The following is a 22,689-nucleotide window of genomic DNA, read 5'->3' as shown; positions in this document are numbered from 1 at the left end:
GAGCGGCTCCGGGACGCCCAGGAACCCGTTGTTCCTGACGTGACGGAGGAGCTGGAAGATCAGCTCCGACCGGTCCGTCGCGGGCCGGCGCACCTCGTCGCCGATCCGCACCACGGCCCCGGCGTTGGCGACCCCTCCGGCGAGCACCTCGCCGTCGCCCTCCGACCGGCCCAACTCTCCGCCCGGGCCCGGTCTCAGAGAACCTTCGAGAGGAACGCCTGGGTGCGCCCGTGCTGGGGGTTCGCCAGGACCGCGGCGGGCACGCCCTCCTCGACGATGACGCCGTCGTCCATGAAGATCAGGCGGTCGCCGACCTCACGCGCGAAGCCCATCTCGTGGGTGACCACCATCATCGTCATGCCGGACGCTGCGAGCCGCCGCATGACCTCGAGGACCTCCCCGACGAGCTCGGGGTCGAGGGCGGAGGTCGGCTCGTCGAAGAGCATCATGTCCGGGTTCATGCACAGCGAGCGCGCGATGGCCACCCGCTGCTGCTGACCGCCGGAGAGGTGACCCGGGTGGGCGCCGGCCCGTTCGGCGAGCCCGACCCTCTCGAGCATGTCGCGGGCGACCTTCTGCGCCTCCGAGCGGGAACGGCGCAGCACCCGCTCCTGGGCGATGGTGAGGTTGCGCATCACCGTCATGTGGGGGAAGAGGTTGAACTGCTGGAAGACCATGCCGATCCGGGTGCGGATGCGGTCGATGTCGACGTCGGGGTCCAGGACGTCGACGCCCTCGATGAGGATCTCCCCGCCCGTGGGCGTCTCGAGCAGGTTCACCGAGCGCAGCAGGGTGGACTTGCCGGAGCCGGAGGGACCGACGACGCAGACCACCTCTCCGGGCCGGACGGTCAGGTCGATGCCCTTGAGGACCTCGTTGTCGCCGAAGCTCTTGCGCAGCCCCCGGATCTCGATCGCGGGGGCGCCGGGCGCGGGTTCGGTCAGGGTGTCGTCGCTCATCGGGTCTTGGCCATCTTTCGCTCGAGCCACGCGACCAGCCGGGTCAGCGGCACGGTGACCAGCAGGTACAGCATCGCCGCCATGATCAGCGGTGTGCCGTTGGCGTAGGTGGTCAGGCCGTCGCGGGCGAAGGTGGTCAGCTCCTTGGTGAACACCGTGGAGCCGGCGATGAACAGCAGCGAGGTGTCCTTGAGGAGCAGCACGAACTCGTTGGTCATCGGCGGGATCACGATGCGGATGCCCTGCGGCAGGACCACCCAGAACATCGTGCGCCCCGGCGACATGCCGAGGGAGCGCGCCGCCTCCGTCTGCCCCTTGGGGACGGCCTGGATGCCCGCGCGGATCACCTCCGCCATGTAGGCGGAGGCCACGAGGATCAGGCCGACGAGTCCCGCCCCCACCTGCCCGCCCGGCACCCGCACGCCCAGGGCGATGGGGAGCATGTACGCCATCGCGAAGATCGTCAGCAGCGCCGGCACGCCGCGGAAGAACTCGATGTAGGCGGTGGCGAACCAGCGGTACGGACCCACGGATGAGAGCTTGAGCAGGGCCATCACGACGCCGAGCAGCAGTCCTCCGGCGAAGGAGATCACCGTGAACAGGATCGTGTTCTTCAGCGCGATCGTGATGATCTCGGGCAGCATCTCCCGCGCGACGTCCCAGCGGAAGAACTGGTTGACGATGCGTTCCCAGTCCGTGGCCAGGACGATGACGAGCAGCAGGACGACGAAGATCGCGTAGTTGACGCCCTGGTACATCCGGCGCTGGGTGGTCTTGCGCATGGCAGCTCCGGGGTCAGGAACCGTCGGCGGCGAAGTAGGAGTCGTAGATCTCCTGGTAGGTGCCGTCGTCGCGCAGGTTCTGCAGCTCCGTGTTGATCGCCTCGAGGAGCTCGGGGTTCCCGTCCTTCGCCAGGGCGAACCCGTACTGCTCGCCCGTGTCGTACTCCTCGACGATGACGTAGTTCTCGTCCGCCTTGGCGTGCTCGACGTTGACGGGCAGGTCCTGCAGGATCGCGTCGACCTGACCGGCCTGCAGCGCCGGCCACATCTCGGCGTCGCCCGGGAAGTCCGACAGGTTCGCCTCCGGGGCGTTCTCCTCGGCGTAGGCCTGCCCGGTGGTGCCCTGCTGTACCGCGACGTTCCTGCCGGCGAGGTCGTCGATGCTCTCGATGTCGGAGTCGGCCGGGACCAGCAGCGACTGGAGCGAGTCGTAGTACGGGTCGCTGAAGTCGAGGTTCGCCTGCCTCTCCTCGGTGATCGTGATGGCCGAAGCCCCCACGTCGCACTGGCCGGCGGCCAGGGTGGTGCCGGACTGGAGGGCGTCGAAGCTGACGTCGGCGACGGTGAGCTCCAGCCCGAGGTTGTCGGCGATCGCCTGGAGGAGGTCGATGTCGAAGCCGCCGTAGCCGCTGGGCCTGCTGGAGTCCTCCACCTCGAACGGCGGGTACGGCACCTCCGAGCAGGCGGTCAGCGTGCCCGCCTCGACGAGGTCGAACTCGGCCGCGGCACCGGTCGCGCCGCCACCACCCGCGGGGGTCTCGCCGCCGTCGCCGCCGCCTCCGCAGGCGGCGAGCAGCAGGGCGGTACCGGCCGCCAGGGCTGCGGTGCGCATGGTTCGAGCGGTCATGGTCGGCCTCCGGGTCTCGCGCAGGTTGTATCAGTGTGGGGCATACCACCACGGGTTCGTTACCGGATCGTAAACCGTCCACCTCGTGGGCGGCCCGGCAGGACGACGCGCAGGGCCTCGGCGCACGCCCGCTCCGCCTCGGTGCACGGCCGCTGATCCGTCGCCGGACGGCCGGCGGCCGCACTCCGTCGCCTACGGGCGCACGCGAGGACCGTGCCCGGGGCGGTGGTCGGCGGGGGAGCCGAGCACCCACGCGGCGAGCGAGTGGCCCAGCGCCAGGTGCGCAAGGAGCTGCACGCCTGCCTGCGCACCGGCCGGGCGGCCCGCCGGCCCCGCGGGCGGCGGGCCACCGCCCAGCGCGGTCAGATCCCCGACATGGTGCTGATCTCCGAGCGTCCCGCCGAGGCCGCCGACCGGGCCGTGCCCGGGCACTGGGAGGGCGACCTGATCACCGGCACCGCCAACGGCTCGGCGATCGGGACCCTGGTCGAGCGCACCACCCGGTTCGTGATGCTGCTGCACCTGCCCGACGGGCACGGCGCCGTCGCGGTCAGGGACGCGATCGTCAAGGCCATGCGCACCATGCCAGAGCAGCTGCGCCGCTCGCTGACCTGGGACCAGGGCCGGGAGATGGCCCGCCACGCCGAGATCACCTTCGCCACCGACCTGCCGGTGTACTTCTGCGACCCGCACAGCCCCTGGCAGCGCGGCTCCAACGAGAACACCAACGGCCTGCTGCGTCAGTACTTCCCCAAGGGCACCGACCTGTCGGTCCACGGCCCCGAACGCCTCGACGAGGTCGCCGCCCTCCTCAACGGCCGCCCCCGCATGACCCTGGACTGGCGCACCCCGGCCGAGGCTCTCGAGGCGTTACTCTCCACCCACCAACAAGCCGGTGTTGCAACCACCCCTTGAGACCGCCCGTCATCTTCTCCGTGAGATGTCATCTTCTCCGTGAGGCGTCATCGCCTCAGGGTCCGTCGTGCCCGCACGGCATCTTGCCGATCCCCGGGCACGCCGACGTCCGCGGGGAGCCGGCGGCCGAGCGTGAGAGCCTGTCGCCATGAGCGAGGTCCTCCACCTGACCGGCACGATCGTCGTCGACGACGCCACCGAGATCGACGAGGCCTGGGTGGACGACGGACGCCTCGCCCTGCACCGGCCCACGGGGGCCGACGCGCCCGCACGGTGCACGGCTGGGTACTGCCGGGCCTGGTGGACGTCCACTGCCACATCGGGCTGGGCGCCGACGGCGTGGTCACCGAGGAGGACGCCGTTCTGCAGGGAAAGGCCGACCGCGACGCCGGGACGCTGCTCGTCCGCGACGCCGGCTCTCCCATGGACAACCGCTGGGTGCACGAGAGGTCCGACCTGCCCCGCCTGGTCCGCGCCGGCCATCACCTCGCGCGCCCCAGGCGATACCTGCGCCACTACGGTCTCGAGCTCGACGACGTCGCCCAGCTCCCGGAGGCGGTCGCCGAGCAGGCCCGGTTCGGGGACGGCTGGGTCAAGATCGTCGCCGACTGGATCGACCGCTCCCTCGGCGCCGACGCCGACCTCACTCCACTCTGGCCGGCCGAGGTTCTGAGGGACGCTGTCGCCGCCGCGCACGACAACGGGGCCCGGGTCACGGCCCACACCTTCTCCCGCGAGGCGATCGATCCGCTGCTCGACGCCGGGATCGACGGCATCGAGCACGGCACCGGAATGGACGCCGACCACATTGCCGAGGCCGCGCGGCGGGGCGTTCCCGTGACGCCGACCCTGCTGCAGGTGGGCAGATTCTCCGAGATCGCCGACCAGGCAGGGACGAAGTACCCCGTCTACGCGGCCCGGATGAGGGGCATGCACGCGCGCCGGTACGAGCACGTGCACCACCTCCACGCCGCTGGAGTGCCGTTGCTCATGGGGTCCGACGCCGGAGGCACGATCCCCCACGGGTCGCTGCCCGCCGAGCTCGCTGAGGTCGCCCGGGCGGGAGTCCCGGCCGCGGAGGTCGTGGCGTTCGCGAGCTGGCGGGCTCGCGAGTTCCTCGGGGTCCCTGGGATCGCCGAGGGTGCAAGCGCCGACGTCGTCGTGTACGACGCCGATCCGCTGCAGGACGTCGACGTCCTCGCCCGGCCGCGGGCCGTCGTCCTCCGCGGCGAACGCTACTGACTTCCATCGAGCTTCCCGGCGGGCACGTGACCTCCCGGGGAACCGCAACCCCGCGAGCGGCTGAGTTCCCGCGGAGAGGGCATGACGTCTCGCGGAGGAGTTGACGCCTCGCGGAGGAGTTGACGCCTCGCGGAGGAGTTGACGTCTCGCGGCGGGGGGGGGGGGCGGACATCTCGGTCGTCCAAAAGGGTTGCCGTCACACCCGGTTCCGTGGTTCATTACTCTAGTAATGAACCATGGAACCGAGGGTGGTCATGTTCGACGGTCCTGAACCGATCTACGTGCAGATCGCGGAGCAGCTGCGCCGGCAGGTGCTCGACGGCACGTTGGCGGCCGGCGACCAGGTCATGTCCACCACCCAGTACGCCACCACCTTCCGCATCAACCCCGCGACGGCGGCGAAGGCGTTCGCCCAGCTCGTCGACGAGGGGGTGCTCTACAAGCAACGAGGAGTCGGGATGTTCGTCGCCGAGGGAGCCCGCGAACGTCTGCGTGAGCAGCGCCGCGGCGCGTTCTTCACCGACCGCGTGGACGGGCTCATCGCGGAGGCCAGCGCCCTCGGCGTCAGCGCCGACGAGCTCGTCGCCTACATCCGCACGAACCAGAAGGGGAACGACAGATGACCGGCTTCGCGGTCGAGGTCCGCGACCTCAGCGTGCACTACGGCGACACCCGCGCCGTCGACCACGCCAACCTCACGATCCCGGCCGGCTCCGTCACGGGACTGCTGGGCCGCAACGGCTCGGGCAAGACCACGCTCCTGTCGGCCGTCGCGTCGCTGCGGCGCCCCACCTCCGGCGAGGTGCTCGTCGACGGGCAGGACCCGTTCGAGAACGAGACGCTCATGGAGCGGATCTGTCTGGTCCGGGAGTCCGGCGACCTCATGCCCGACGAGCGGATCACGACGAACCTCGCCTACGTCGCCAGTGCCCGGCCGACCTGGGACGACGACCTCGCCGGCCGCCTCCTCGACGCCTTCGAGATCCGGCCGCGGAGCAGGCCGCGCCAGCTGTCCCGCGGTGCCAGGTCCGCCCTCGGCGCCGTCGTCGGCATCGCCTCCAGGGCACCCCTCACGCTGCTCGACGAGGTCTATCTGGGCATGGACGCGCCGTCGCGGTACCGGTTCTACGACCTGCTCCTCGAGGACTACGTCGCGCACCCGCGCACCGTCGTCCTGTCCAGCCATCTCATCAACGAGCTCGAGCGGTTCCTCGAGCACGTCGTGATCCTCCACGACGGACGTGAGCTCATGGTCGGCAGCGCCGACGAGCTGCGCGGTCGCGGGCTCACCCTCACCGGCCCGGCCGCCCGGGTCGACGCGGCCGCCGCCGGCCTGACCGTCCTGTCCGAGCGCCACCTCGGACCCACCAAGCAGACCACCGTCCTGGACCGCCCCGACCCGGCCCGCGCCGCTGAGATCACCCGCTCCGGCGTCGAGACCGGCCCGGTCGGCCTCCAGGACCTCTTCGTCCACCTCACCGGGAGGAACTCGTGAGCCGCACGCAGGACGCCGCGCCCGTCACCGACCTGGGGAGCCTCACCGCCGGCTCGTTCAGGCTCGGCAGGCGCATCGCCCCGGACCGCCCGCAGTGGTGGCGTGCCGGAGCCTGGATGCTCGGCATGCAGACGTACCTGGCGCTGTGGTTCTGGGCCGTCGTCCTGCTCCTCGCCGTCGTCGCCGTCGTCGCGCTGGGCCAGGCCGACGCCGTCGGGATGTCGGTCCTCCAGTTCGGGGCGCACGGCGCCCTGTGGTACCCGTTCTCGCTGATGATCACGGTCTCCGCCGTGCAGCTCACCAGCCACGTCGGCAACGGCATGACCCGGCGCTCCTTCGTCCGGGCGTGCCTGCTCGCCACCGCCTGGGTGGGCCTCGTCTACGGCCTCGCGATGGCCGTCGGACTTGCCGTCGAGGGTGCGCTGTACGACAGGGCCGGCTGGCCGCAGGTCCACGTCGCGACCACCGGGGACGACGCCGCCGTGCGGGTGGCGCCCTGGGACGAGGGCTTCGCCGTCTCGGCCGTCACGTACGCGGTACGCACGGCGGGCGGCGCCGTCGCGGGGCTTCTCGTCGGCACCGCCTACTACCGGCTCGGCGCCCTCCGCGGCACGCTCGCCCTCCCGCTCACCGTCCTGCCCGCCGTCGCGGGCCAGGACGACCTCGCGCACGTCGTCGCCGACTCCCTCGGCATCTCGCTCGCGGCGTACGACCTCGTCAACCTCGCCGTGACCGCACTCGCCGCCCTGGCCTTCTGGCGGCTGGTCCGCAACATCCCCGTCGCCCACCAACGGAGCTGAGCATGGAACCCGTCATCACCGTCACCGCCCTGCGGAAGACCTTCGGCGCCACGGTCGCCGTCGACGACGTCAGCCTGACCGTCGGCCGGGGCGAGATCCTCGGCATCCTCGGCCCCAACGGGGCGGGCAAGACCACGACCGTCGAGTGCCTCGCCGGCCTGCAGACGCCCGACGCCGGCTCGGTCGAGATCCTCGGCCTCGACCCCCGCCGCGACGTCGAGGCCGTCCGGCAGGTCCTCGGGATCCAGCTGCAGGAGTCGCGGCTGCCCGCGAAGATCCGCGTGGAGGAGGCCCTGCGGCTGTACGCGTCGTTCTACCCTGACCCGGCCGACGTCGACGAGCTGATCGTGCTGCTCGGGCTGGAGGGCAGGCGCCGCACCGCCTTCGACGACCTCTCCGGCGGCCAGCAGCAGCGCGTGTCCATCGCCCTGGCGCTGGTCGGCCGGCCCCAGGTGGTCGTCCTCGACGAGCTGACGACCGGCCTGGACCCGCGCGGCCGCCGCGAGACGTGGGCGCTGGTCGAGCGCGTGCGGGACTCCGGGGTCACCGTCCTGCTCGTCACCCACTTCATGGACGAGGCCGAGCACCTGTGCGACCGGATCGTCGTCATCGACTCCGGCCGTGTGGTCGCCGAGGGCACCCCGGCGGAGCTGACGGCCGGCGGCTCGGAGCCGTCCCTGCGCCTGCGCCTGCCCGCCGGCGCCCCCGACGGGACCGCCGACCTGCTCCGTGCCCTCCCCGAGGTCTCCGCCGTCGTCGGGGACGACGGCGACCTCCTCGTCCGCGGCGACCGTCGCGTCCTGCCGGCCGTCGTCGCGGCGCTCGACGACCGTGGGGTGGTCCCCGCCGAGCTCACCACCCTCACCCGGTCCCTTGAGGACGTCTTCGTCGACGTCACCGGCGCCCACCCCGAGGAGGCTGCAGCATGACCGCCACCGTCCCCGCCGCCCCGGACGTCGCCCGCGGCGACCGCCCCGGCATGCGAGGCCTGCCCGCGCTCGTGGGCAGCGAGTTCCGGCTGTTCCTGCGCGACCCCGGCACCGTGTTCTTCTCGCTCGTGTTCCCCGCCGTGCTCGTCGTCGGTGTCGGCCTCGCCCTCCCGGGCATGCGGGACCCGTTCACCGACGCCGGCCCCGCGTGGGACGGCCTCACACCGATCGCCGCCTTCCTCCCCGTGGTGCTGGCGACGGCGATCGCCGCACCCGCGCTGAGCACCATGCCGACGTTCGTCGCCGGCTACCGCGAGCGCGGCGTGCTGCGGCGCCTCTCGACCACCCCGATGCGGCCCCAGGGCGTCCTCCTCGCCCAGGTCGCCGTCAACGTCGCCGCCTTCGTCGTCGCCGCGGCGCTCGGCGTCGCGGCGGGCGCCCTGGCCTTCGAGATCGTCGCGCCCCGGCAGGTGGGGCTGCTCCTCCTCGCCCTCGTGCTCGGTGCCGCGTCGACCTTCGGCGTCGGCCTCGTGATCGCCGCGCTCGCCCCGAAGGGGTCGACCGCGGGCGGGATCGGGATGCTCGTCTACTTCCCGATGCTGTTCTTCGCCGGGCTGTGGACGCCCGGGCCGGTCATGCCCGACGCCGTCGCCGCGACCGGCCGGTTCACGCCGCTCGGCGCCGCCGGACAGGCCATGGAGGAGGCGTGGTTCGGCACGGGCGTACCCGCGTTCCAGCTCGTGGTCATGGCCGTCTGGGTCCTCGTGCTGTACCCGGTCGCCGCCAAGGTCTTCCGCTGGTCCTGAACCCCGCCCTCGCCGCGCCCGACGGTGGAGCCTGAGGAGTGGCGAAGGCCACGTCGGCCCGGGCGGCGGCCGGGGTTGGGGAGCACTCGGCAGTTCTGGCAGAATGACCGGCTGTACTCAGCCCGCCCGGCCCCTCTCACCGGACGACGCTGTGTCCTGCGACCAGACGGGACGCCGATACCCACCGGCAGCCCGCGCGGTCCACCCCATACGAAACCAGGAGTGACCACCTAGTGGCAGTCAAGATCCGTCTGAAGCGCATGGGCAAGATCCACGCGCCGTACTACCGCGTCGTCGTCATGGACTCGCGCAAGCGCCGCGACGGCCGTGCGATCGAGGAGATCGGCAAGTACCACCCCACCGAGGAGCCGTCGCTGATCGACATCGACTCCGAGCGGGCGCAGTACTGGCTCTCGGTGGGCGCCCAGCCCACCGAGCAGGTCGCCGCGCTCCTCAAGGTCACCGGTGACTGGCAGAAGGCCAAGGGGCTCGAGGGCGCCGAGGGCACCCTGCGCACCAAGGCCTCCTCCGGGGAGTCGGCCGCCGAGGCGCGCGCCGCTGCCGTGAAGGCTGCCGAGGACGAGGCCGAGAAGCGCAAGGCCCGGGCCGCGGAGTCGAAGGCCGCGGAGGCCCCGGCGTCCGAGGAGGCGGCGGAGGAGTCCGCCCCCGCCGAGGACGCCTGATCGCAGTGCTGGCCGACGCTCTCGAGCACCTCGTGCGTGGCATCGTCGACCACCCGGACGACGTTCGTGTGACCAGCCGTTCCCTGCGGCGCGGGGAGCTGCTCGAGGTCCGCGTCCACCCCGAGGACCTCGGCCGCGTGATCGGCCGGTCCGGGCGCACCGCCCGGGCCCTGCGCACCGTGATCGGTGCGTTGTCCACCTCCGGCCCCGTGCGGGTCGACGTGGTGGACACCGACCGCCGCTGAGCCAGCCGAGCACAGACCCGGTCCGCCCCGGCGGGCCGGGTCTGCGTGCACCCGGGGCCGGTGGCCCCATTCACAGAGGAGACGCAAGTGCTGCTGACCGTCGCCGTCGTCGGCGCCCCGCACGGGCTGCGCGGCGAGGTCCGCCTCGACGTGCGCACCGACGACCCGGCCCGACGCCTGGCCGTCGGGAACGTGCTCGAGACCGAGCCCGCCGACGCCGGGCCGCTCACCGTCGCCCGCACCCGGACGACGCCGGAGGGCGCCGTCTACGTGCTCTTCGAGGAGTCGCGGGACCGTAGCTCGGCCGAGTCGCTGCGTGGCGTCCGCCTGGTCGTGGAGTCGGACGAGGACGAGGACGACGGCGAGGAGGAGGGCTGGTACCCCCACGAGCTCGTGGGGCTCCGCGCCGTCCACGTCGACGGGCGCGAGCTCGGCACCGTCGCCGCACTCGAGCACCTGCCCGCGCAGGACGTCCTCGTGGTCGACGAGCCCGGCGGGACCCGGGCACGGGTGCCCTTCGTCGCCGAGCTCGTGCCGGACGTCGACCCGACGGCGGGCACGGTCACCCTCGACCCGCCACGCGGCCTCTTCGCGGGCGACCCGGCCGAGTGGGACGACGGTCTCGCGGACGACGAGACCACCGGCCGGCCCGGCGACGGCACCGCCGACGGGGGCCTGCCCGGTCGCGACGGGGCCTGAGATGCGCGTCGACGTCGTCACGATCTTTCCCGCGTACCTCGACGCCCTCGACCTCTCCCTCGTCGGCAAGGCCCGCCGGGACGGTCTGCTCGACCTGCGGGTGCACGACCTGCGCGACTGGACGAGCGACCGGCACCGCACCGTCGACGACACCCCGTTCGGCGGCGGCGCCGGCATGGTGATGCGCCCGGACGTGTGGGGCCGCGCCCTCGACGAGGTCCTGGCCGGCCCGGCCGCGCGCAAGGTCCTGCTCGTCCCGACGCCGTCGGGCGAGCGCCTCACGCAGCGCACCGTCGAGGAGCTCGCCAGCCGGGACCAGCTGGTGCTGGCGTGCGGGCGCTACGAGGGCATCGACGCCCGCGTCGCCGAGCACTACGCGGCCGCCGGGGTGGAGGTCCGGGAGATCTCCCTCGGCGACTACGTGCTCAACGGGGGCGAGGTGGCCGCCCTCGTCGTCGTCGAGGCGGTGGCGCGGCTGCTGCCGGGCGTCGTCGGCAACCCCGACTCCCTCGTGGAGGAGTCGCACGGCACGGCCGGCCTGCTCGAGTACCCCGTGTACACCAAGCCGCCGGCCTGGGCCGGGCTCGAGGTGCCCGAGGTCCTGCTCTCGGGACACCACGCGAACATCGCCCGCTGGCGCCGGGACCAGGCTCTCGTCCGGACGGCGGAGCGCCGTCCGGACATGGTGGCGACCCTCGACGGCGAGCGGCTCGACGCCCGCGACCGCGCGGTCCTGGCCCGGCACGGCTGGTTCGTCCCGGTCGGCGCCGCCCGTCCGGTGCGGGTCGACGTGCGTCCGGGCCGCCCCGACGACGCCGCGGCCCTGGCCGAGCTGGCGGCCGCGACCTTCCCCCTCGCCTGCCCGCCGCACCTCGGTGAGGACGACGTCGCCGAGTTCGTCGCCACCCATCTCGGCGCCGAGCACTTCGCCGCCTACCTCGCCGACGACCAGCGCTACCGCGTCCTGCTCGCGGAGGGTCCCCACGGCCTCGTGGGCTACACGCTCCTCGTCCTCCCGCTGACCTGGGACGAGCCGCCCTACGCCGACGACGTCTCCGCGCTGGTGACGACCAGGCCGGCCGCCGAGCTCAGCAAGTGCTACGTCCTTCCCGAGCTCCAGGGAACGGGCGTGGCCGGCGCGCTGGTGACCGGGACGGTCCGCGCCGCCGCCGCGCACCGGGTCGACGGCGAACCGGTGGCCACCGTGTGGCTCGGCACGAACCGGGCGAACCGCCGCGCGCAGCGCAGCTACGCGCGCCACGGATTCGTCACGCTGGGAACCCGGCGGTTCCGGGTGGGGGAGAGCCTTGAGGAGGACCTCGTCATGGCGGTGGACCTCGCCGACGTGCCGCAGACCACACCCGCACCGGCGCCGGCACGTTAGCCGCCCCGCTCGCCGCTGTGGCAGACTAGGACGGCCCTGCGTCCCGACCTAGCTCCGTCGGACCTGCCACAGGGGGTCCGCACGGCCCGCGGACCAGGGCGACCCGATGACCGACGTGGCGGCACGAGCCGCCCCGACCATCGCGCGTGACCTGTGGCACGAGCGGGAAGAGACACCATGCAGACCCTGGACATCGTCGACGGCCCCTCGCTCCGCGACGACATCCCCGCCTTCCGCGCCGGCGACACCCTCAAGGTGAACGTCAAGGTCGTGGAGGGCAACCGCTCCCGTATCCAGGTCTTCCAGGGCGTGGTGATCGCCCGCTCCGGCAACGGTGTGCGCGAGACCTTCAAGATCCGCAAGGTGAGCTTCGGCGTCGGCGTCGAGCGCACCTTCCCGGTGCACTCCCCCGTCGATCGACTCCATCGAGGTCGTCACCCGGGGTGACGTCCGCCGCGCGAAGCTCTACTACCTGCGCAACCTGCGCGGCAAGGCCGCCAAGATCAAGGAGAAGCGCGAGACCACCTCGCGCTGAGCCTGCCCGGGTGCCCGGTACGCCGTACGGTGTGCCGGGCACTCGCACGTCCCGGCCTTGTAAGGTCGACCCAGGTCCCTCTGGGCCGGCAGCGTCCTGGCAGTGCAGTTGCCAGAGGGGAGCGGATCGCTTGACCACCGACAGCACCGACGGGCGTGCGGGGGGCGACGACGCCCAGAGCGAGTCCGCGGCCATGCCGCCCAGCTACCCGCCCGAGGTCCCCGGCGCGGCCGGCCGCGCCCGGCGACGGTGCTCGCGACCGTCCGCGCGGCATCCACCGCGTCGGCCCAGTCGGCGGGACGGCCGGCGCCCCACACGCCGTCGGGGACGAGCTGCCCGGCGAGCACGCCCGCCACGTGCCGGGGCTGGGCGGGCACCGCCGCCATCAGGGCGGCCAGCTCCTCCTCGGTGGGCCGCCGCTGCGTGCCGGGCGCGGTGCCCGCCAGGACGCCGTCCGGGCGGGTGACGAGCCCGATCTCGAAGACGCCGAGCTCGCCGGCGCCGCGCGAGACGTTTCGCCGCGCGGTGTCGAGCAGCGTGTCCAGGAGGGACGTCCGCATCGCCGGGGCGTCCTCGGCGATCGGGTTCAGGAGCCGGAGCACGACGCGCCGCGGGTCGTCCGCGGGCAGGCCGAGCTTGTCGTGCACGTCGCCGATGAACGGGTAGGACAGCACCTGGGTCAGGCCGTGCTCGGCGAGCGCCCGGGCCACGTCACGGCGCTGGCGCTGCGCGACGGTGAGTCCGCGGCCCGCCGGGGCGGGGGGCAGGACCGAGGGGATCTCGTCGTACCCGGCCAGCCGGGCCACCTCCTCGACGAGATGGGCGGGGCCGACGAGGTCGGGCCGCCAGGTCGGCGGCGTGACGACGACGCCGGGCGCCGCGTCGTCCGCCCCGTCCCCGGCGACGGTGGTCTCCGCGTCGGCGGCGGGGACCACCGTGCAGCCGATCTGCTCGAGGATCTCCAGGACGCGCTCGCGCGCGTAGTCGACACCGACCAGCCGGGAGGCGGAGGACGGGTCGAACGCGACCGGCGCGGGCGCGGCCGTGGTGTCGAGGTCGCTCACGGCAGGGTCGGCGGTGCCGCCGCCGTGCTCGACGAGCAGGTCGACCACCCGCTGCGCCGCGACGGCCTGGAGGCGCGTGTCGACACCGCGCTCGAACCGCTTCGCCGCCTCGCTGGGGGAGCTTGTGGCGCCGGGCCGTCCGCGCGACCGAGACGGGGTCGAAGTGGGCCGCCTCGACCAGCACGTCGGTGGTCGTCCCGGTGACCTCGGTCTCGGCCCCGCCCATGACGCCGGCGAGGCCGAGGACGCGGCTGCCGCGGGCGCCGTCGGGGCGAGTCGGTGATGAGGAGGTCCTCCGGGTCGAGGCGACGCTCGACGTCGTCGAGGGTCGTGAGCCTCTCCCCCGCCGCGGCGCGCCGCACGACGACCGGCGCGGCCAGCGTGGCGAGGTCGTAGGCGTGCAGCGGCTGGCCGAGGTCGAGCATCACGTAGTTGGTGACGTCGACGGCGAGGGAGATCGGTCGCATGCCGGCCTGGTTGAGCCGCTCGACCATCCACGCGGGAGACGGCGCGGAGGGGTCGATGCCACGGACGATCCGGGTGACGAAACGGTCGCAGCCCGGTCCGGCGACCGGCGTAGGGTCGTCGACCTCCACGCGGAAGCCGTCGGGCGTGGCGGCTGGCGGCGGCGTCGGGAGGTTCTCCGGCAGGCCGGGATCGGTGAAACGCGCCCCGGTGGAGTGGGAGTACTCGCGGGCGACGCCGCGCACGGAGAAGCAGTACCCGCGGTCCGGGGTCACGTTGATCTCGAGGACCTCGGCGCCGAGCCCGAGGAGCGCGACGGCATCGGTGCCGGGGGCGGGGACGGCGCCCGCGCCGAGGAGCTCCTCGAGCACGATGATGCCGCTGTGGTCCTCGCCGAGCCCGAGCTCGCGGGCGGAGCAGATCATGCCGTCGGAGATGTGACCGTACGTCTTGCGCGAGGCGATCGGGAAGGGGCCCGGCAGGACCGCGCCGGGCAGGGCGACGACGACGTGGTCGCCCGCGTCGAAGTTGTGGGCGCCGCAGATGATGCCGCGGCTGGGCACGTCAGCGGTCTCCTTGCCCTCGCCGGGGGCGTCGTTGTGCTCCCCGACGTCGACGCGGCAGTAGTTGATCGTCTTGCCGTTCTTCTGCTCCTCCTTCGACACGGAGAGCACCCGGCCGACGACGAGGGGGCCGGTGACGGTGGGCGGGACGATCGACTCCTCCTCGAGCCCGACCCGCACGAGGTCGGCGGCGAGCTGGGCCGCTGTGGTGCCGGCAGGGACCTCGGCGTGCTCGGCGAGCCAGGTCAGCGGGACGTAAGGCATGTCAGTTGCCCCTTCCGGTGGTGCCGAACTGCTGGGAGAAGCGGACGTCGCCCTCGACCATGTCGTGCATGTCGGCGATGCCGTGCCGCAGCATGAGGGTGCGCTCGATGCCCATGCCGAACGCGAAGCCGGAGTAGACGTCGGGGTCGATCCCGGCGGCGATCAGGACGTTGGGGTTGACCATGCCGCAGCCGCCCCACTCGATCCACCCGGGTCCGCCCTTCTTCTGGGGGAACCACAGGTCCATCTCGGCGCTGGGCTCGGTGAAGGGGAAGAAGCTCGGGCGCAGGCGCGTGCGTGCCTCCGGGCCGAACATCGCGCGGGCGAAGTGGTCCAGCGTGCCCTTGAGGTTCGCCATGGTCAGGCCCTTGTCGACGGCGAGCCCCTCGACCTGGTGGAACACCGGCGTGTGGGTCGCGTCGAGGGCGTCGGTGCGGAACACCTTGCCGGGGCACGCGATGTAGATGGGCACATCCCGCGAGAGCATGGCGCGCGACTGCACCGGCGAGGTGTGGGTGCGCAGCACCAGGTTGGCGTCCCCGCGGGTGTGCGCGGGCGGCTCGACGTAGAAGGTGTCCTGCATCTGGCGGGCCGGGTGGTCCGGCCCGAAGTTGAGGGCGTCGAAGTTGAACCACTCGTGCTCGACCTCGGGCCCCTCGGCGATCTCCCACCCCATGGCGACGAAGAAGTCTGAGACGTCCTCCATGAGCGTCTCGAGCGGGTGGCGGGCCCCGCGCGGGGTGCGCGCGGTGGGCAGCGTGACGTCGACGGCCTCCGTGCGCAGCACCTGCTCGTCGCGCTCGGCCTCGAGCTGCGTCTGACGAGCCGTGATCGCCTTGTTCAGGCGGCCGCGGGCCTGCCCCACGAGCTTGCCGGCCGTGGCCTTGTCCTTGGGGTCGAGGCCACCGATGGCGCGGTTGGCGACGGCGAGCGGGCTGCGGTCCCCGGTGTGCGCCAGGCGGGCGGCCTTCAGCTCGTCGAGGGTGGACGCGGCCGCGACTGCGGCCAGACCCTCCTCGACCGCGGCCGAGACCGCGGCCTCGTCCAGCGGGTGGAGGGACTCGTTGGTCAAAGTCATGCCTAACCTTCCGGGCGGATCGGGGCCGGCGGACGACGCGGACGACGGCGCACGTCGCTGCCAGCGGGACAGTCTAGGTTGCACGCCCGCCCGGGCGCGGTTCGGTCTCGAGGCGCGGCTCAGACCAGGCCCTGGGCGGGCCTGGTAAATCGGCCGGCTCGGCCGGCGAGCTGCAACGCGTGTGGCACCCACCGATCGTAACGCGGCCGGCGCGATGGGCGGAGCGGCTGAAGTGGCCGACGCGGCCGACGCGGCCGACGAAAGGAGCGGGGCGCCGTCCTCGAGGTCGCTGGGGCTCACCGGCGCGCCACGGGACCGGGGCGGGGTAGTCCTCTCCGTCCGCGGGCGGGCATGCCGCCTCAGAACGGCGGAGGCTCGTCGTCCCCGTCGTCGCGTTCCGCCCTCGGCCGACGACCGTGCTGGGTGATCGGCGCCGCTGCCGGTCGTGGCGGTGGGCCGGGGGGCCTGGTCGGTCTGCGGACGTACCGGTGACCGCTGGGGGCTGTCCAGGTGACCTCGCCGGTGGTGGGGTCACGGCTGGAGTCCCACAGCCCGATGGTCTTCACGTCGTGGTGCCCGTGGCACTTGGCGTCGCACTCGTGCGTGCCTGTCTGCGCGAGCGCTTCTTTCAGGGCCTCGTCGTAGGAGTCGATGTGGTCGATCTCGCAGGCCCAGGCCGGGATCCGGCATCCCGGGAACACGCAGGTGACGTCCCGGGCGACGATCGTGCGCGTCAGGTCCGCCCCGGGACGGTACGCCCTGGACGACAGCGCCACGAACTCGCCGGTCGCGGCGTCCGTGAACAGGGCGCGCCAGGTGCCGTCCTGGGCGATCCGGCGGGCGAGATCTGCCGGGATCGGCCCGTACCCGCCGAGTACCGCGGGCTGGTCGTCGAGCCCCAGGAGCGTCCCGCCCGCGACGGTGACCTGGATGTGCGGTCTCCGCCTCTGCACCGTGGGGAGCGCCTGCCCGGCGAGATCCTTGCCGCTGTCAGCCATCCACCGGAAGACGTCGCTGAAGATGTCGGCCCGCAGCTGAGGGAGCGTCCGGCTGTCTCCCTGCGCCCTGGCGCCGTTGGCCATCGCGTCGACCACGACACGCATGGTCTCCGCGTCGTCCGCGCGCAGGTATGCGGTCACGCAGGCCATCGAGTCGGGAGCCGGGTCGATGCGCACCTCGCGGTCGGCGTACGCCTTCGCGTGCCGCTTCCTCGCCGCGGCAGGGTTCGCGTTGAGGGCCTCGCGCCGCATCATCTCCCGCAGCTGAGGGGCGGTGTACAGGTCCGCGTCCGGCAGGAGCTTCTCGTGCACGACGCGGCGCTCGTCCGCAGACAGCCCCTCCTCCAGCAGCAGGACGTTCGCCTTGCGGAGGTCGATGTGGCCCGCCGCGAGTGCGTCCGCGACGGCCGGGAACTCCTCCAGCGCCTCCGCCGTGGTGACGCGGGCCTCCGCCGCGTACCTCGTGATGCCCAGCCGCGCCTCCACCTCGAACACGGCCGACCGGGCGGACCTCGGACCACCGGCCGCGCGCCGCCGACCGAGCTCGGCGACGGCACGCGCCTGCTGGGCAGCGGCCCGGGCCGCCTCGCGCTCCCAGGCCGCGACGATCTCGACGAGCGTGGCGTCGTCCGCATCGGCCAGCGAGGTACGTTCCAGCTTCCGCGCCAGCTCCGGGCCCGGCCGGTGCGCCTCGAGCAGGACCGCGGCCGGGGACCGGAGCCCGCGGCGCGACGGCACCGCCCGCGCGGCCTCAGCGGCACGGCCGCTGCCGGCGCTCTCGTCCGTGCCGCTGACGGGCGCCCGGCACGCGTCCTCGAACCAGGGAATCTCACCGGCCAGTCTGAGGATCTCGTGCGCGATGAGAAGCTCGGGCGTCGGTTCCGGCGTGTACGCCGCTGACATTCCCAGCAGCGGCGCGCCCTCGAACATGCTCACCGAGATCGTCGGCGGTTGCACCCGGCGTTCCCCGCGGGCCCTGACGTCTTCGGTCATGGGTCGAATGTATCTTCGAGCACCGACATCGTGGCCGAGGTGCCGGGGTGCCGGGGTGCCGGGGTGCCGGGGTGCCGGCGTCGGGTCCCGGTCGGGAGGTGCCGCGGGCGCCGCGCGGCGGCGGGGAGTCAGTCCGGCTCGACGTGGCCGACGACCCACTCGGCCAGCGGACGGATCTGGCGCCACATCAGCCTGACGTGGTCGAGCGCGCCGGGGGTGGACAGCCAGTCGGGCGTGCCGACGTTCGTCACCGCCATCAGCTCCTTGCGTCGCAGCAGGTCGGTGCGCGGGTGGTCGGCGGGGTAGCCGCGGGGCCGGGTCTTCAGCGCGGCGCCCTCCATGACGTAGCCCTGGTCGACGAGCGTCGCGACGATGCCGGCGAGCCCGGCTCCGGCGTCGGAGAGGACCGCCTGGCGGAAGCGGTCCGTCTCCGCGGGGGAGTGGGTGCGGAACCCGCCGCCGACGGTGAGCCCGTCGGCGTCGAGGCCGACGTAGTAGCCGAAGCCGGGCGCGGGGCCGGCGATCGCACCCTGGTGCGTCTTGTACGGCGATCTGTCCGGGCTGAACCGGAGGTCCCGGTGCGGGCGGAAGATCACGGCGGTCCCGAACTCCGGCTCGAGCGCCGAGACGAGGGCGCGCATGGGATCGCGCACGTCGCGTTCCCAGCGCTCCTTGTTGGCCGCCCAGAACTCCCTGGTGTTGTCGTGCTCGAGCTCCGCGTAGAACTGCGGACCCGAGGGCGGGAAACCGGCGAAGTCGGCCATGGACTCATGATGCCGGGCGGTGCCCGGAGCCGGTGCCGTACGCGTTGCCGGGCGACGGCCGGAAGTACGGCTCCGATTCGCCTGCGGCGGATACACCCTCTGACCTATGGTCACGACTGGCTTTTGTCCCACCGTCCGTCCAAATTGGGGTGGCACCCTTTCGGACGGAGAACTGGGATCTGGGGTGACCGGCCGCCAGCGCGCCGTGGCCGGTCGCCCGGGGGAGAGCACGCTCATCCCGCGGAAGTGCGACGTGACCGCCGGGTCACGAGAGGCCACCGTGGGGCGATGGGTGGGGACGGGGTGGCGCGCCACCCCGTCCCGAGGCTCGTCATGCACCACCCGGCACGCCGCGAGCCTGTGGGGCCGCCGGACCTCGTCGATTCTGTGGATGACAATGAACGCCCTCCGCGCCGCCGTCGTAGCGTCCACGGCGACGGAAGGGGGAGGGTGATGTCGGAGACGGAGGAGACCAGGATCGCGGCGTGGCTGGACCAGCAGGCCCAGCTCGTGTCGCAGCACATCCGGGAGACGGGGGTGCACCTGGAGTACGTCATCGGTGACTTCGACGCCGGGCGGACGTCGTTGTGCTACACGATCGGCCTGTTCGGCGTCGGTCATCCCGAGCTGCTGGTCACCGGGCTCAACATGCACAACGCGCACGGGCTGCTGAACGATCTGGCCGCCCAGGTCTACGACGGCCGACAGCTGGTTCCCGGCGAGGTGGTGACGTTCGAGCACTGGCAGCACCGGGTCTACGTGGAGCAGTCGCCCAACCCGGGCGAGATCGTCTTCGCCGCCAACCTGCACTACCGGCGCCCCGCCGAGCACTCCGTCCCCGTCCTGCAGCTGACCACGGACGACATCCTGGGGAACTTCCCCTGGGACCCGGGCTACTCGGTGGACCGGTGGCGTCAGCCTCGGCCCGGGACGTTCGACGCCCACTGCGGGAGTGAGGCCTGATCGCCGACTGACCGCACCGGCGAGCGCGCCGGATGGCCGAGCGACGCCCTTTTCGCGGGCGTCACGCCTGCCGCGGTGGGGTACGCGCGCCGTCGAGGTCGACAGCGCGGTTCACCCACACCGCGGTGACCTCCATGCCCACACGCCGGTAGAGCGTGAGCGCACCGGTGCGGGAGTCGGTGGCCAGCTCCGACCGGGTGGCGCCGCGCCTGCGGGCCTGCACGAACGCGTCCGCGAGCAACGCCCTCCCCAGGCCCCGCCCGCGCCGGTCCCGGCGCACGGCGAGCTTGTCGACGTACCCGACGTCCGCGGAGAGGTGGACGACGGCGGCCCCCACGACCTCGCCGACCTCGTCCTCGACGACCCGAAGGTTCCACCGCTCGAAGCCGGGCCGCCCCATCACCTGGGCCGAGAAGTCCTCGAAGGACTGCCGATCGCGCACCGACCACTCCAGGAAGGAGTCCTCCACGACGGTCCAGAGCGCGCGGTGGTCGCTCGCCCTCGCGGTGCGCACGGCGTAGCCGTCAGGCAACGGCTGGGGCTCGACCGCGCGGCCCTCGGGCAGGGCGAGCAACCAGGAGGTCCACCGCACGTGGTAGCCGAGGGACTCCAGAAGCCTGTCGCCGGGCGACCCCTCCGGCACCGGCATGCCCACCGAGGGGCTGCCCACGGAGCGCGCCTTCTCGCGCAGCCACGCGGCGAGGTACGTGCCGATGCCCCGCCCGTGGTGCGCGGGCGCGACTCCGGCGTGCGCGCGGTCGGGTCCGATCAGCTCGGCGCACGCGACCAGCTCGTCGCCGTCGAGCACGGCGAGGGTCCGCGCGGCGAGATCCAAGCTCGGGCGCCGCCAGTCGGCGACGACGTCGGCCTCCTCGATCGAGACCAGGCCCAGGTCGCGCTGCTGCTCCGCGGCCAGGATCGCGGCGACGCCGGCAGCGTCGTCGACGGCGAGCGGGCGGGTGGTCAGCCCGGCGGGGAGCGTCATGGCGTCATTGAAGCCCGGCGGGGTGCGCCGCGTCATCGGGATAACGTTCGCGCATGGGGAGGTTTGAGACGACGGCGGGCCCGCACGAGCCGGAACGGGCACCGATGATCTCCCTCGCCCCTGCCACCGTGACCCTGTCCGACCGGCGGACGGAGCGGCGCTGGAGCGTCGACGTCGACGCCTTCGAGATTGCGGCCGTCCCCGTCACGAGGTCCTGGTACGACGTGGTGTCGGGAGAACGGCCGGGCGCGGCCACCGGCGGCCGGCTGCCCGCCGTCGACGTGTCGTGGTGGGACGCGGTGCACTTCTGCAACGCGCTGTCCCGGCGGGACGGACTGACGGCGGCGTACCACTTCGACGACGACGCCGGGAAGAGCCGGGAGGACGGCGCCGTGCGGTGGGACGCGACCGCCGACGGGTATCGGCTGCCCACCGAGGCGGAGTGGGAGCACGCGTGCCGCGCCGGCTCCGTCGGCCCGCGCTACGGACCGCTCGACGAGATCGCGTGGCACCGGGGCAACTCGGGCGGTCGCGTGCGGGAGGTCGGGAGCAGGGCACCGAACGGATGGGGGCTGCACGACATGCTCGGCAACGTCTGGGAATGGTGCTGGGACGTCTACGACGCCCAGGTCTACGGGAGCTACCGGGTACTGCGCGGCGGCGGTTGGTTCGACGAGCACTGGAGCTGCCGGGCATCGGTACGGCGGCGCAGCCACCCGACGCTCCGGATCGATGACGTGGGATTCCGTCTCGCCTGCACCCCGCCGGTGACGTCGTGACCTTCGGCCCATATCCGGCGCATCGGACAATGGCAGTCTTACGGACGGTGGCGGACCCGAGCGTGGCCGAGCCGATGGAGGAGAGATGATGGTGCGACGGCTGACGGCGGCGGCCGCCGGAGCGGTGCTGGTCCTGGCCGGCTGCTCGGCGGAGCCGGAGACCGAGCCCGCCGGGACCGGAGCGGCTGCGTCGAGCGAGGCTGCGGCGGCGGGCGTCGAGGCGCGGCTCGCGGCGTACGACCTCGACGGTGCGCCGGCGGACGAGATCGTGGACGGGCTCGACCGGCTAGCCGTCGCGGAGCGTCCCGCCGACCTCATGGCGTCCGTCCGGGTCGACCAGCTCGTCGTCTCCGACGGGCAGGAGGAGGTCGCGATGGACCTTCCGGAGGACCGGTTCTACCTGTCGGTGGCTCCGTTCGTGGACCAGACGCACGAGTGCTTCTACCACTCCCTCACCACCTGCACCGGGGAGCTCGGCGGCGAGGACGTGGAGGTGAGGATCGTCGACGACGCCGGCAAGGTGCTCGTCGACGAGAAGACCACCACCTACGACAACGGCTTCGTCGGGTACTGGCTGCCGCGCGACATCGACGGCACCCTCACGGTCTCCTACGACGGCAGGATCGGCGAGGTCGACTTCTCCACCCGGGAGGACAGCCCGACCTGCGTCACCACGCTGCAGGTGGTCTGACCGTCCGCGGCGGCGCACCGACCGCCGCGACGCTCACAGCAGGATGCCCGCGACGAGCGTGAGCGCCGCCAGGACGGCGATGACCTTCGCCGGGCGCACCCACCAGGTGCCCGGGAAGATCAGCGACCAGGACGCCACGAACCCGGCGGCGACAGTCAGCGCCGCGGCCAGGTACCACACGGGCCCCGGGACGTCCGCTGCCGAGCCGGGCTGGTCCGCCCTGACGCCCGCCAGGACGAAGACGAACGAGAGCACGCTGGTCACGACGGCGATGGCCGCGAACGTGCGGCCCCGGTCGCCCGGGCGTGCAGGGGTGCGCTGCTGACGGGGCGTCGGCGCTGCCATGACCCATGATGTGCGCCGGGCCGGCGCAGCGGTCCGGTGCCACGCCGACGGTGCGGCACCGGACCTGACGGCACCGACGAGGACCGCACCGTGGTTCGGGTCGCGCGGCCGGGGACGCCCACCTACCGTTCGGGGCGTGACGAACAACGAGACCGCTCTGTCCGATACCCGGGCCGCCGGAGGCGGGGCCGCGCAGGTCGACGTCGACCGGCTGGTCGCCGGCGCGTTCTTCTTCCGCGAGCTCAGCGCCGCGCAGTGGGACGAGTACGTCAGCGCCAGGGTGGCGCTGCGCCGGACGCCGGACGCGCTGGTCGACGAGCTCGACTTCGTGGCCGACCTGGTGGAGCGGGACCGCGCGTCGGCCTGAACCTCAACGGCTCAGCTCGCCGGACGCGCCGGGCTGGACAGCGTTTCGT

At 73.0% G+C, this 22,689-nt stretch carries 23 protein-coding genes and 4 pseudogenes; 17 read left to right on the top strand and 10 right to left on the bottom strand.

Annotated features, from left to right (window positions below; all coding sequences use genetic code 11):
- Positions 1 to 194: 194 nt before the first annotated feature.
- Genes DA06_RS11820 through DA06_RS11810 form a run of 3 tightly spaced genes read right to left on the bottom strand, consistent with a single transcriptional unit; the run spans position 195 to position 2,588 of the window.
- Positions 195 to 959: an amino acid ABC transporter ATP-binding protein gene (locus tag DA06_RS11820; protein ID WP_052436670.1), complete on the bottom strand. Its 765-nt coding sequence runs from the start codon at positions 957 to 959 to the stop codon at positions 195 to 197.
- On the bottom strand, positions 956 to 1,741 hold the full coding sequence (locus tag DA06_RS11815; protein WP_043500296.1) for an amino acid ABC transporter permease: 786 nt from the start codon (positions 1,739 to 1,741) through the stop codon (positions 956 to 958). The genes DA06_RS11820 and DA06_RS11815 overlap by 4 nt, the downstream gene beginning before the upstream one ends.
- Before the next feature lie 13 nt (positions 1,742 to 1,754).
- Positions 1,755 to 2,588: a transporter substrate-binding domain-containing protein gene (locus DA06_RS11810; protein WP_043500294.1), complete on the bottom strand. Its 834-nt coding sequence runs from the start codon at positions 2,586 to 2,588 to the stop codon at positions 1,755 to 1,757.
- A gap of 276 nt (positions 2,589 to 2,864) precedes the next feature.
- Between DA06_RS11810 and DA06_RS11805 the strand changes: the two are divergent.
- A pseudogene (locus DA06_RS11805) lies at positions 2,865 to 3,503 on the top strand (IS30 family transposase); the annotation flags it as partial.
- A 55-nt stretch (positions 3,504 to 3,558) separates the two neighbouring features.
- Here the strand turns inward: DA06_RS11805 and DA06_RS11800 are convergent.
- Positions 3,559 to 3,747, bottom strand: coding sequence for a hypothetical protein (locus DA06_RS11800; protein WP_418607798.1), 189 nt, complete (start codon positions 3,745 to 3,747; stop codon positions 3,559 to 3,561).
- A gap of 29 nt (positions 3,748 to 3,776) precedes the next feature.
- On the opposite strand from DA06_RS11800, the gene DA06_RS11795 reads away from it, so the two are divergent.
- The 12 genes and pseudogenes from DA06_RS11795 (at position 3,777) to rplS (ending at position 12,321) form a co-directional block, all read left to right on the top strand.
- A complete protein-coding gene (locus tag DA06_RS11795) occupies positions 3,777 to 4,745 on the top strand; it encodes an amidohydrolase family protein (protein ID WP_418607797.1) in 969 nt (322 codons plus the stop codon).
- 254 nt (positions 4,746 to 4,999) lie between these two features.
- Complete coding sequence (locus DA06_RS11790; protein ID WP_043500288.1) at positions 5,000 to 5,368, top strand: GntR family transcriptional regulator; 369 nt, start codon at positions 5,000 to 5,002, stop codon at positions 5,366 to 5,368.
- Positions 5,365 to 6,240 carry an ABC transporter ATP-binding protein gene (locus tag DA06_RS11785; protein WP_043500275.1) on the top strand — a complete coding sequence of 292 codons (876 nt, stop codon included), beginning with the start codon at positions 5,365 to 5,367 and terminating at the stop codon, positions 6,238 to 6,240. The genes DA06_RS11790 and DA06_RS11785 overlap by 4 nt, the downstream gene beginning before the upstream one ends.
- Positions 6,237 to 7,040: a hypothetical protein gene (locus tag DA06_RS11780; protein ID WP_418607795.1), complete on the top strand. Its 804-nt coding sequence runs from the start codon at positions 6,237 to 6,239 to the stop codon at positions 7,038 to 7,040. The genes DA06_RS11785 and DA06_RS11780 overlap by 4 nt, the downstream gene beginning before the upstream one ends.
- A 2-nt stretch (positions 7,041 to 7,042) precedes the next feature.
- Positions 7,043 to 7,969 carry an ABC transporter ATP-binding protein gene (locus DA06_RS11775; RefSeq protein WP_418607794.1) on the top strand — a complete coding sequence of 309 codons (927 nt, stop codon included), beginning with the start codon at positions 7,043 to 7,045 and terminating at the stop codon, positions 7,967 to 7,969.
- A complete protein-coding gene (locus tag DA06_RS11770) occupies positions 7,966 to 8,775 on the top strand; it encodes an ABC transporter permease (protein ID WP_052436669.1) in 810 nt (269 codons plus the stop codon). Before DA06_RS11775 ends, DA06_RS11770 begins: the two co-directional genes overlap by 4 nt.
- A 233-nt stretch (positions 8,776 to 9,008) precedes the next feature.
- Positions 9,009 to 9,458: a 30S ribosomal protein S16 gene (rpsP, locus tag DA06_RS11765; RefSeq protein ID WP_043500271.1), complete on the top strand. Its 450-nt coding sequence runs from the start codon at positions 9,009 to 9,011 to the stop codon at positions 9,456 to 9,458.
- 5 nt (positions 9,459 to 9,463) lie between these two features.
- Positions 9,464 to 9,703, top strand: a complete 240-nt coding sequence (locus tag DA06_RS11760; RefSeq protein WP_043500270.1) for an RNA-binding protein — start codon at positions 9,464 to 9,466, stop codon at positions 9,701 to 9,703.
- 87 nt (positions 9,704 to 9,790) lie between these two features.
- Positions 9,791 to 10,402 (top strand): ribosome maturation factor RimM, encoded by a 612-nt coding sequence (gene rimM, locus DA06_RS11755; protein WP_052436668.1) that lies wholly within the window; start codon positions 9,791 to 9,793, stop codon positions 10,400 to 10,402.
- 1 nt (position 10,403) lies between these two features.
- Positions 10,404 to 11,186: pseudogene (gene trmD / locus DA06_RS11750) on the top strand (tRNA (guanosine(37)-N1)-methyltransferase TrmD); the annotation flags it as partial.
- Positions 11,181 to 11,786, top strand: coding sequence for a GNAT family N-acetyltransferase (locus DA06_RS11745; RefSeq protein WP_418607989.1), 606 nt, complete (start codon positions 11,181 to 11,183; stop codon positions 11,784 to 11,786). The pseudogene trmD and the gene DA06_RS11745, both read left to right, overlap by 6 nt.
- A 177-nt stretch (positions 11,787 to 11,963) precedes the next feature.
- Positions 11,964 to 12,321, top strand: a pseudogene (gene rplS / locus DA06_RS11740) (50S ribosomal protein L19).
- Positions 12,322 to 12,566: 245 nt separating this feature from the next.
- Here the strand turns inward: rplS and pheT are convergent.
- The 4 genes and pseudogenes from pheT to DA06_RS11720 all read right to left on the bottom strand — a co-directional run.
- A pseudogene (gene pheT / locus DA06_RS11735) lies at positions 12,567 to 14,677 on the bottom strand (phenylalanine--tRNA ligase subunit beta); the annotation flags it as partial.
- A gap of 1 nt (position 14,678) precedes the next feature.
- Positions 14,679 to 15,755 carry a phenylalanine--tRNA ligase subunit alpha gene (pheS, locus tag DA06_RS11730; protein ID WP_043500262.1) on the bottom strand — a complete coding sequence of 359 codons (1,077 nt, stop codon included), beginning with the start codon at positions 15,753 to 15,755 and terminating at the stop codon, positions 14,679 to 14,681.
- A gap of 359 nt (positions 15,756 to 16,114) precedes the next feature.
- A complete protein-coding gene (locus DA06_RS11725) occupies positions 16,115 to 17,746 on the bottom strand; it encodes an HNH endonuclease signature motif containing protein (RefSeq protein WP_043500259.1) in 1,632 nt (543 codons plus the stop codon).
- A gap of 128 nt (positions 17,747 to 17,874) precedes the next feature.
- Entirely contained in the window at positions 17,875 to 18,510 is a 636-nt protein-coding gene (locus tag DA06_RS11720) for a DUF2461 domain-containing protein (protein WP_043500258.1), read from the bottom strand.
- 453 nt (positions 18,511 to 18,963) lie between these two features.
- Between DA06_RS11720 and DA06_RS11715 the strand changes: the two genes are divergently transcribed.
- On the top strand, positions 18,964 to 19,473 hold the full coding sequence (locus DA06_RS11715; RefSeq protein ID WP_043500256.1) for a DUF4262 domain-containing protein: 510 nt from the start codon (positions 18,964 to 18,966) through the stop codon (positions 19,471 to 19,473).
- A 61-nt stretch (positions 19,474 to 19,534) separates the two neighbouring features.
- Here DA06_RS11715 and DA06_RS11710 read toward each other — a convergent pair whose 3' ends face one another.
- On the bottom strand, positions 19,535 to 20,494 hold the full coding sequence (locus tag DA06_RS11710) for a GNAT family N-acetyltransferase (RefSeq protein WP_418607792.1): 960 nt from the start codon (positions 20,492 to 20,494) through the stop codon (positions 19,535 to 19,537).
- 17 nt (positions 20,495 to 20,511) lie between these two features.
- Between DA06_RS11710 and DA06_RS11705 the strand changes: the two genes are divergently transcribed.
- Together DA06_RS11705 and DA06_RS11700 are read left to right on the top strand one after the other, a co-directional pair.
- Positions 20,512 to 21,237 carry a formylglycine-generating enzyme family protein gene (locus DA06_RS11705; protein WP_418607791.1) on the top strand — a complete coding sequence of 242 codons (726 nt, stop codon included), beginning with the start codon at positions 20,512 to 20,514 and terminating at the stop codon, positions 21,235 to 21,237.
- 85 nt (positions 21,238 to 21,322) lie between these two features.
- A complete protein-coding gene (locus DA06_RS11700) occupies positions 21,323 to 21,928 on the top strand; it encodes a CueP family metal-binding protein (RefSeq protein WP_418607790.1) in 606 nt (201 codons plus the stop codon).
- Positions 21,929 to 21,961: 33 nt separating this feature from the next.
- On the opposite strand, the gene DA06_RS11695 is transcribed toward DA06_RS11700, so the two are convergent.
- The gene (locus tag DA06_RS11695) at positions 21,962 to 22,273 is read right to left on the bottom strand and encodes a hypothetical protein (protein ID WP_043500252.1); all 312 of its coding nucleotides are present in this window, start codon (positions 22,271 to 22,273) and stop codon (positions 21,962 to 21,964) included.
- Between the two features lie 136 nt (positions 22,274 to 22,409).
- On the opposite strand from DA06_RS11695, the gene DA06_RS11690 reads away from it, so the two are divergent.
- Positions 22,410 to 22,640 carry a hypothetical protein gene (locus DA06_RS11690; protein WP_043500250.1) on the top strand — a complete coding sequence of 77 codons (231 nt, stop codon included), beginning with the start codon at positions 22,410 to 22,412 and terminating at the stop codon, positions 22,638 to 22,640.
- Positions 22,641 to 22,689: the final 49 nt, after the last annotated feature.

Origin of the sequence: Georgenia sp. SUBG003 (assembly GCF_000715355.2) — a bacterium.
Classification (GTDB): domain Bacteria; phylum Actinomycetota; class Actinomycetes; order Actinomycetales; family Actinomycetaceae; genus Georgenia.
Note: the sequence above shows the minus strand (reverse complement) of the source record. Positions and strands in the feature narration are given on the sequence as shown.

Bases quoted from the DNA above. Each gene is read 5' to 3' on its own strand.
- DA06_RS11820 (WP_052436670.1), bottom strand. From the start codon at position 959: ATGAGCGACGACACCCTGACCGAACCCGCGCCCGGCGCCCCCGCGATC.
- DA06_RS11815 (WP_043500296.1), bottom strand. From the start codon at position 1,741: ATGCGCAAGACCACCCAGCGCCGGATGTACCAGGGCGTCAACTACGCG.
- DA06_RS11810 (WP_043500294.1), bottom strand. From the start codon at position 2,588: ATGACCGCTCGAACCATGCGCACCGCAGCCCTGGCGGCCGGTACCGCC.
- DA06_RS11790 (WP_043500288.1), top strand. From the start codon at position 5,000: ATGTTCGACGGTCCTGAACCGATCTACGTGCAGATCGCGGAGCAGCTG.
- DA06_RS11785 (WP_043500275.1), top strand. From the start codon at position 5,365: ATGACCGGCTTCGCGGTCGAGGTCCGCGACCTCAGCGTGCACTACGGC.
- DA06_RS11775 (WP_418607794.1), top strand. From the start codon at position 7,043: ATGGAACCCGTCATCACCGTCACCGCCCTGCGGAAGACCTTCGGCGCC.
- DA06_RS11770 (WP_052436669.1), top strand. From the start codon at position 7,966: ATGACCGCCACCGTCCCCGCCGCCCCGGACGTCGCCCGCGGCGACCGC.
- pheS (WP_043500262.1), bottom strand. From the start codon at position 15,755: ATGACTTTGACCAACGAGTCCCTCCACCCGCTGGACGAGGCCGCGGTC.
- DA06_RS11725 (WP_043500259.1), bottom strand. From the start codon at position 17,746: ATGACCGAAGACGTCAGGGCCCGCGGGGAACGCCGGGTGCAACCGCCG.
- DA06_RS11720 (WP_043500258.1), bottom strand. From the start codon at position 18,510: ATGGCCGACTTCGCCGGTTTCCCGCCCTCGGGTCCGCAGTTCTACGCG.
- DA06_RS11715 (WP_043500256.1), top strand. From the start codon at position 18,964: ATGTCGGAGACGGAGGAGACCAGGATCGCGGCGTGGCTGGACCAGCAG.
- DA06_RS11710 (WP_418607792.1), bottom strand. From the start codon at position 20,494: ATGACGCGGCGCACCCCGCCGGGCTTCAATGACGCCATGACGCTCCCC.
- DA06_RS11705 (WP_418607791.1), top strand. From the start codon at position 20,512: ATGGGGAGGTTTGAGACGACGGCGGGCCCGCACGAGCCGGAACGGGCA.
- DA06_RS11700 (WP_418607790.1), top strand. From the start codon at position 21,323: ATGATGGTGCGACGGCTGACGGCGGCGGCCGCCGGAGCGGTGCTGGTC.
- DA06_RS11695 (WP_043500252.1), bottom strand. From the start codon at position 22,273: ATGGCAGCGCCGACGCCCCGTCAGCAGCGCACCCCTGCACGCCCGGGC.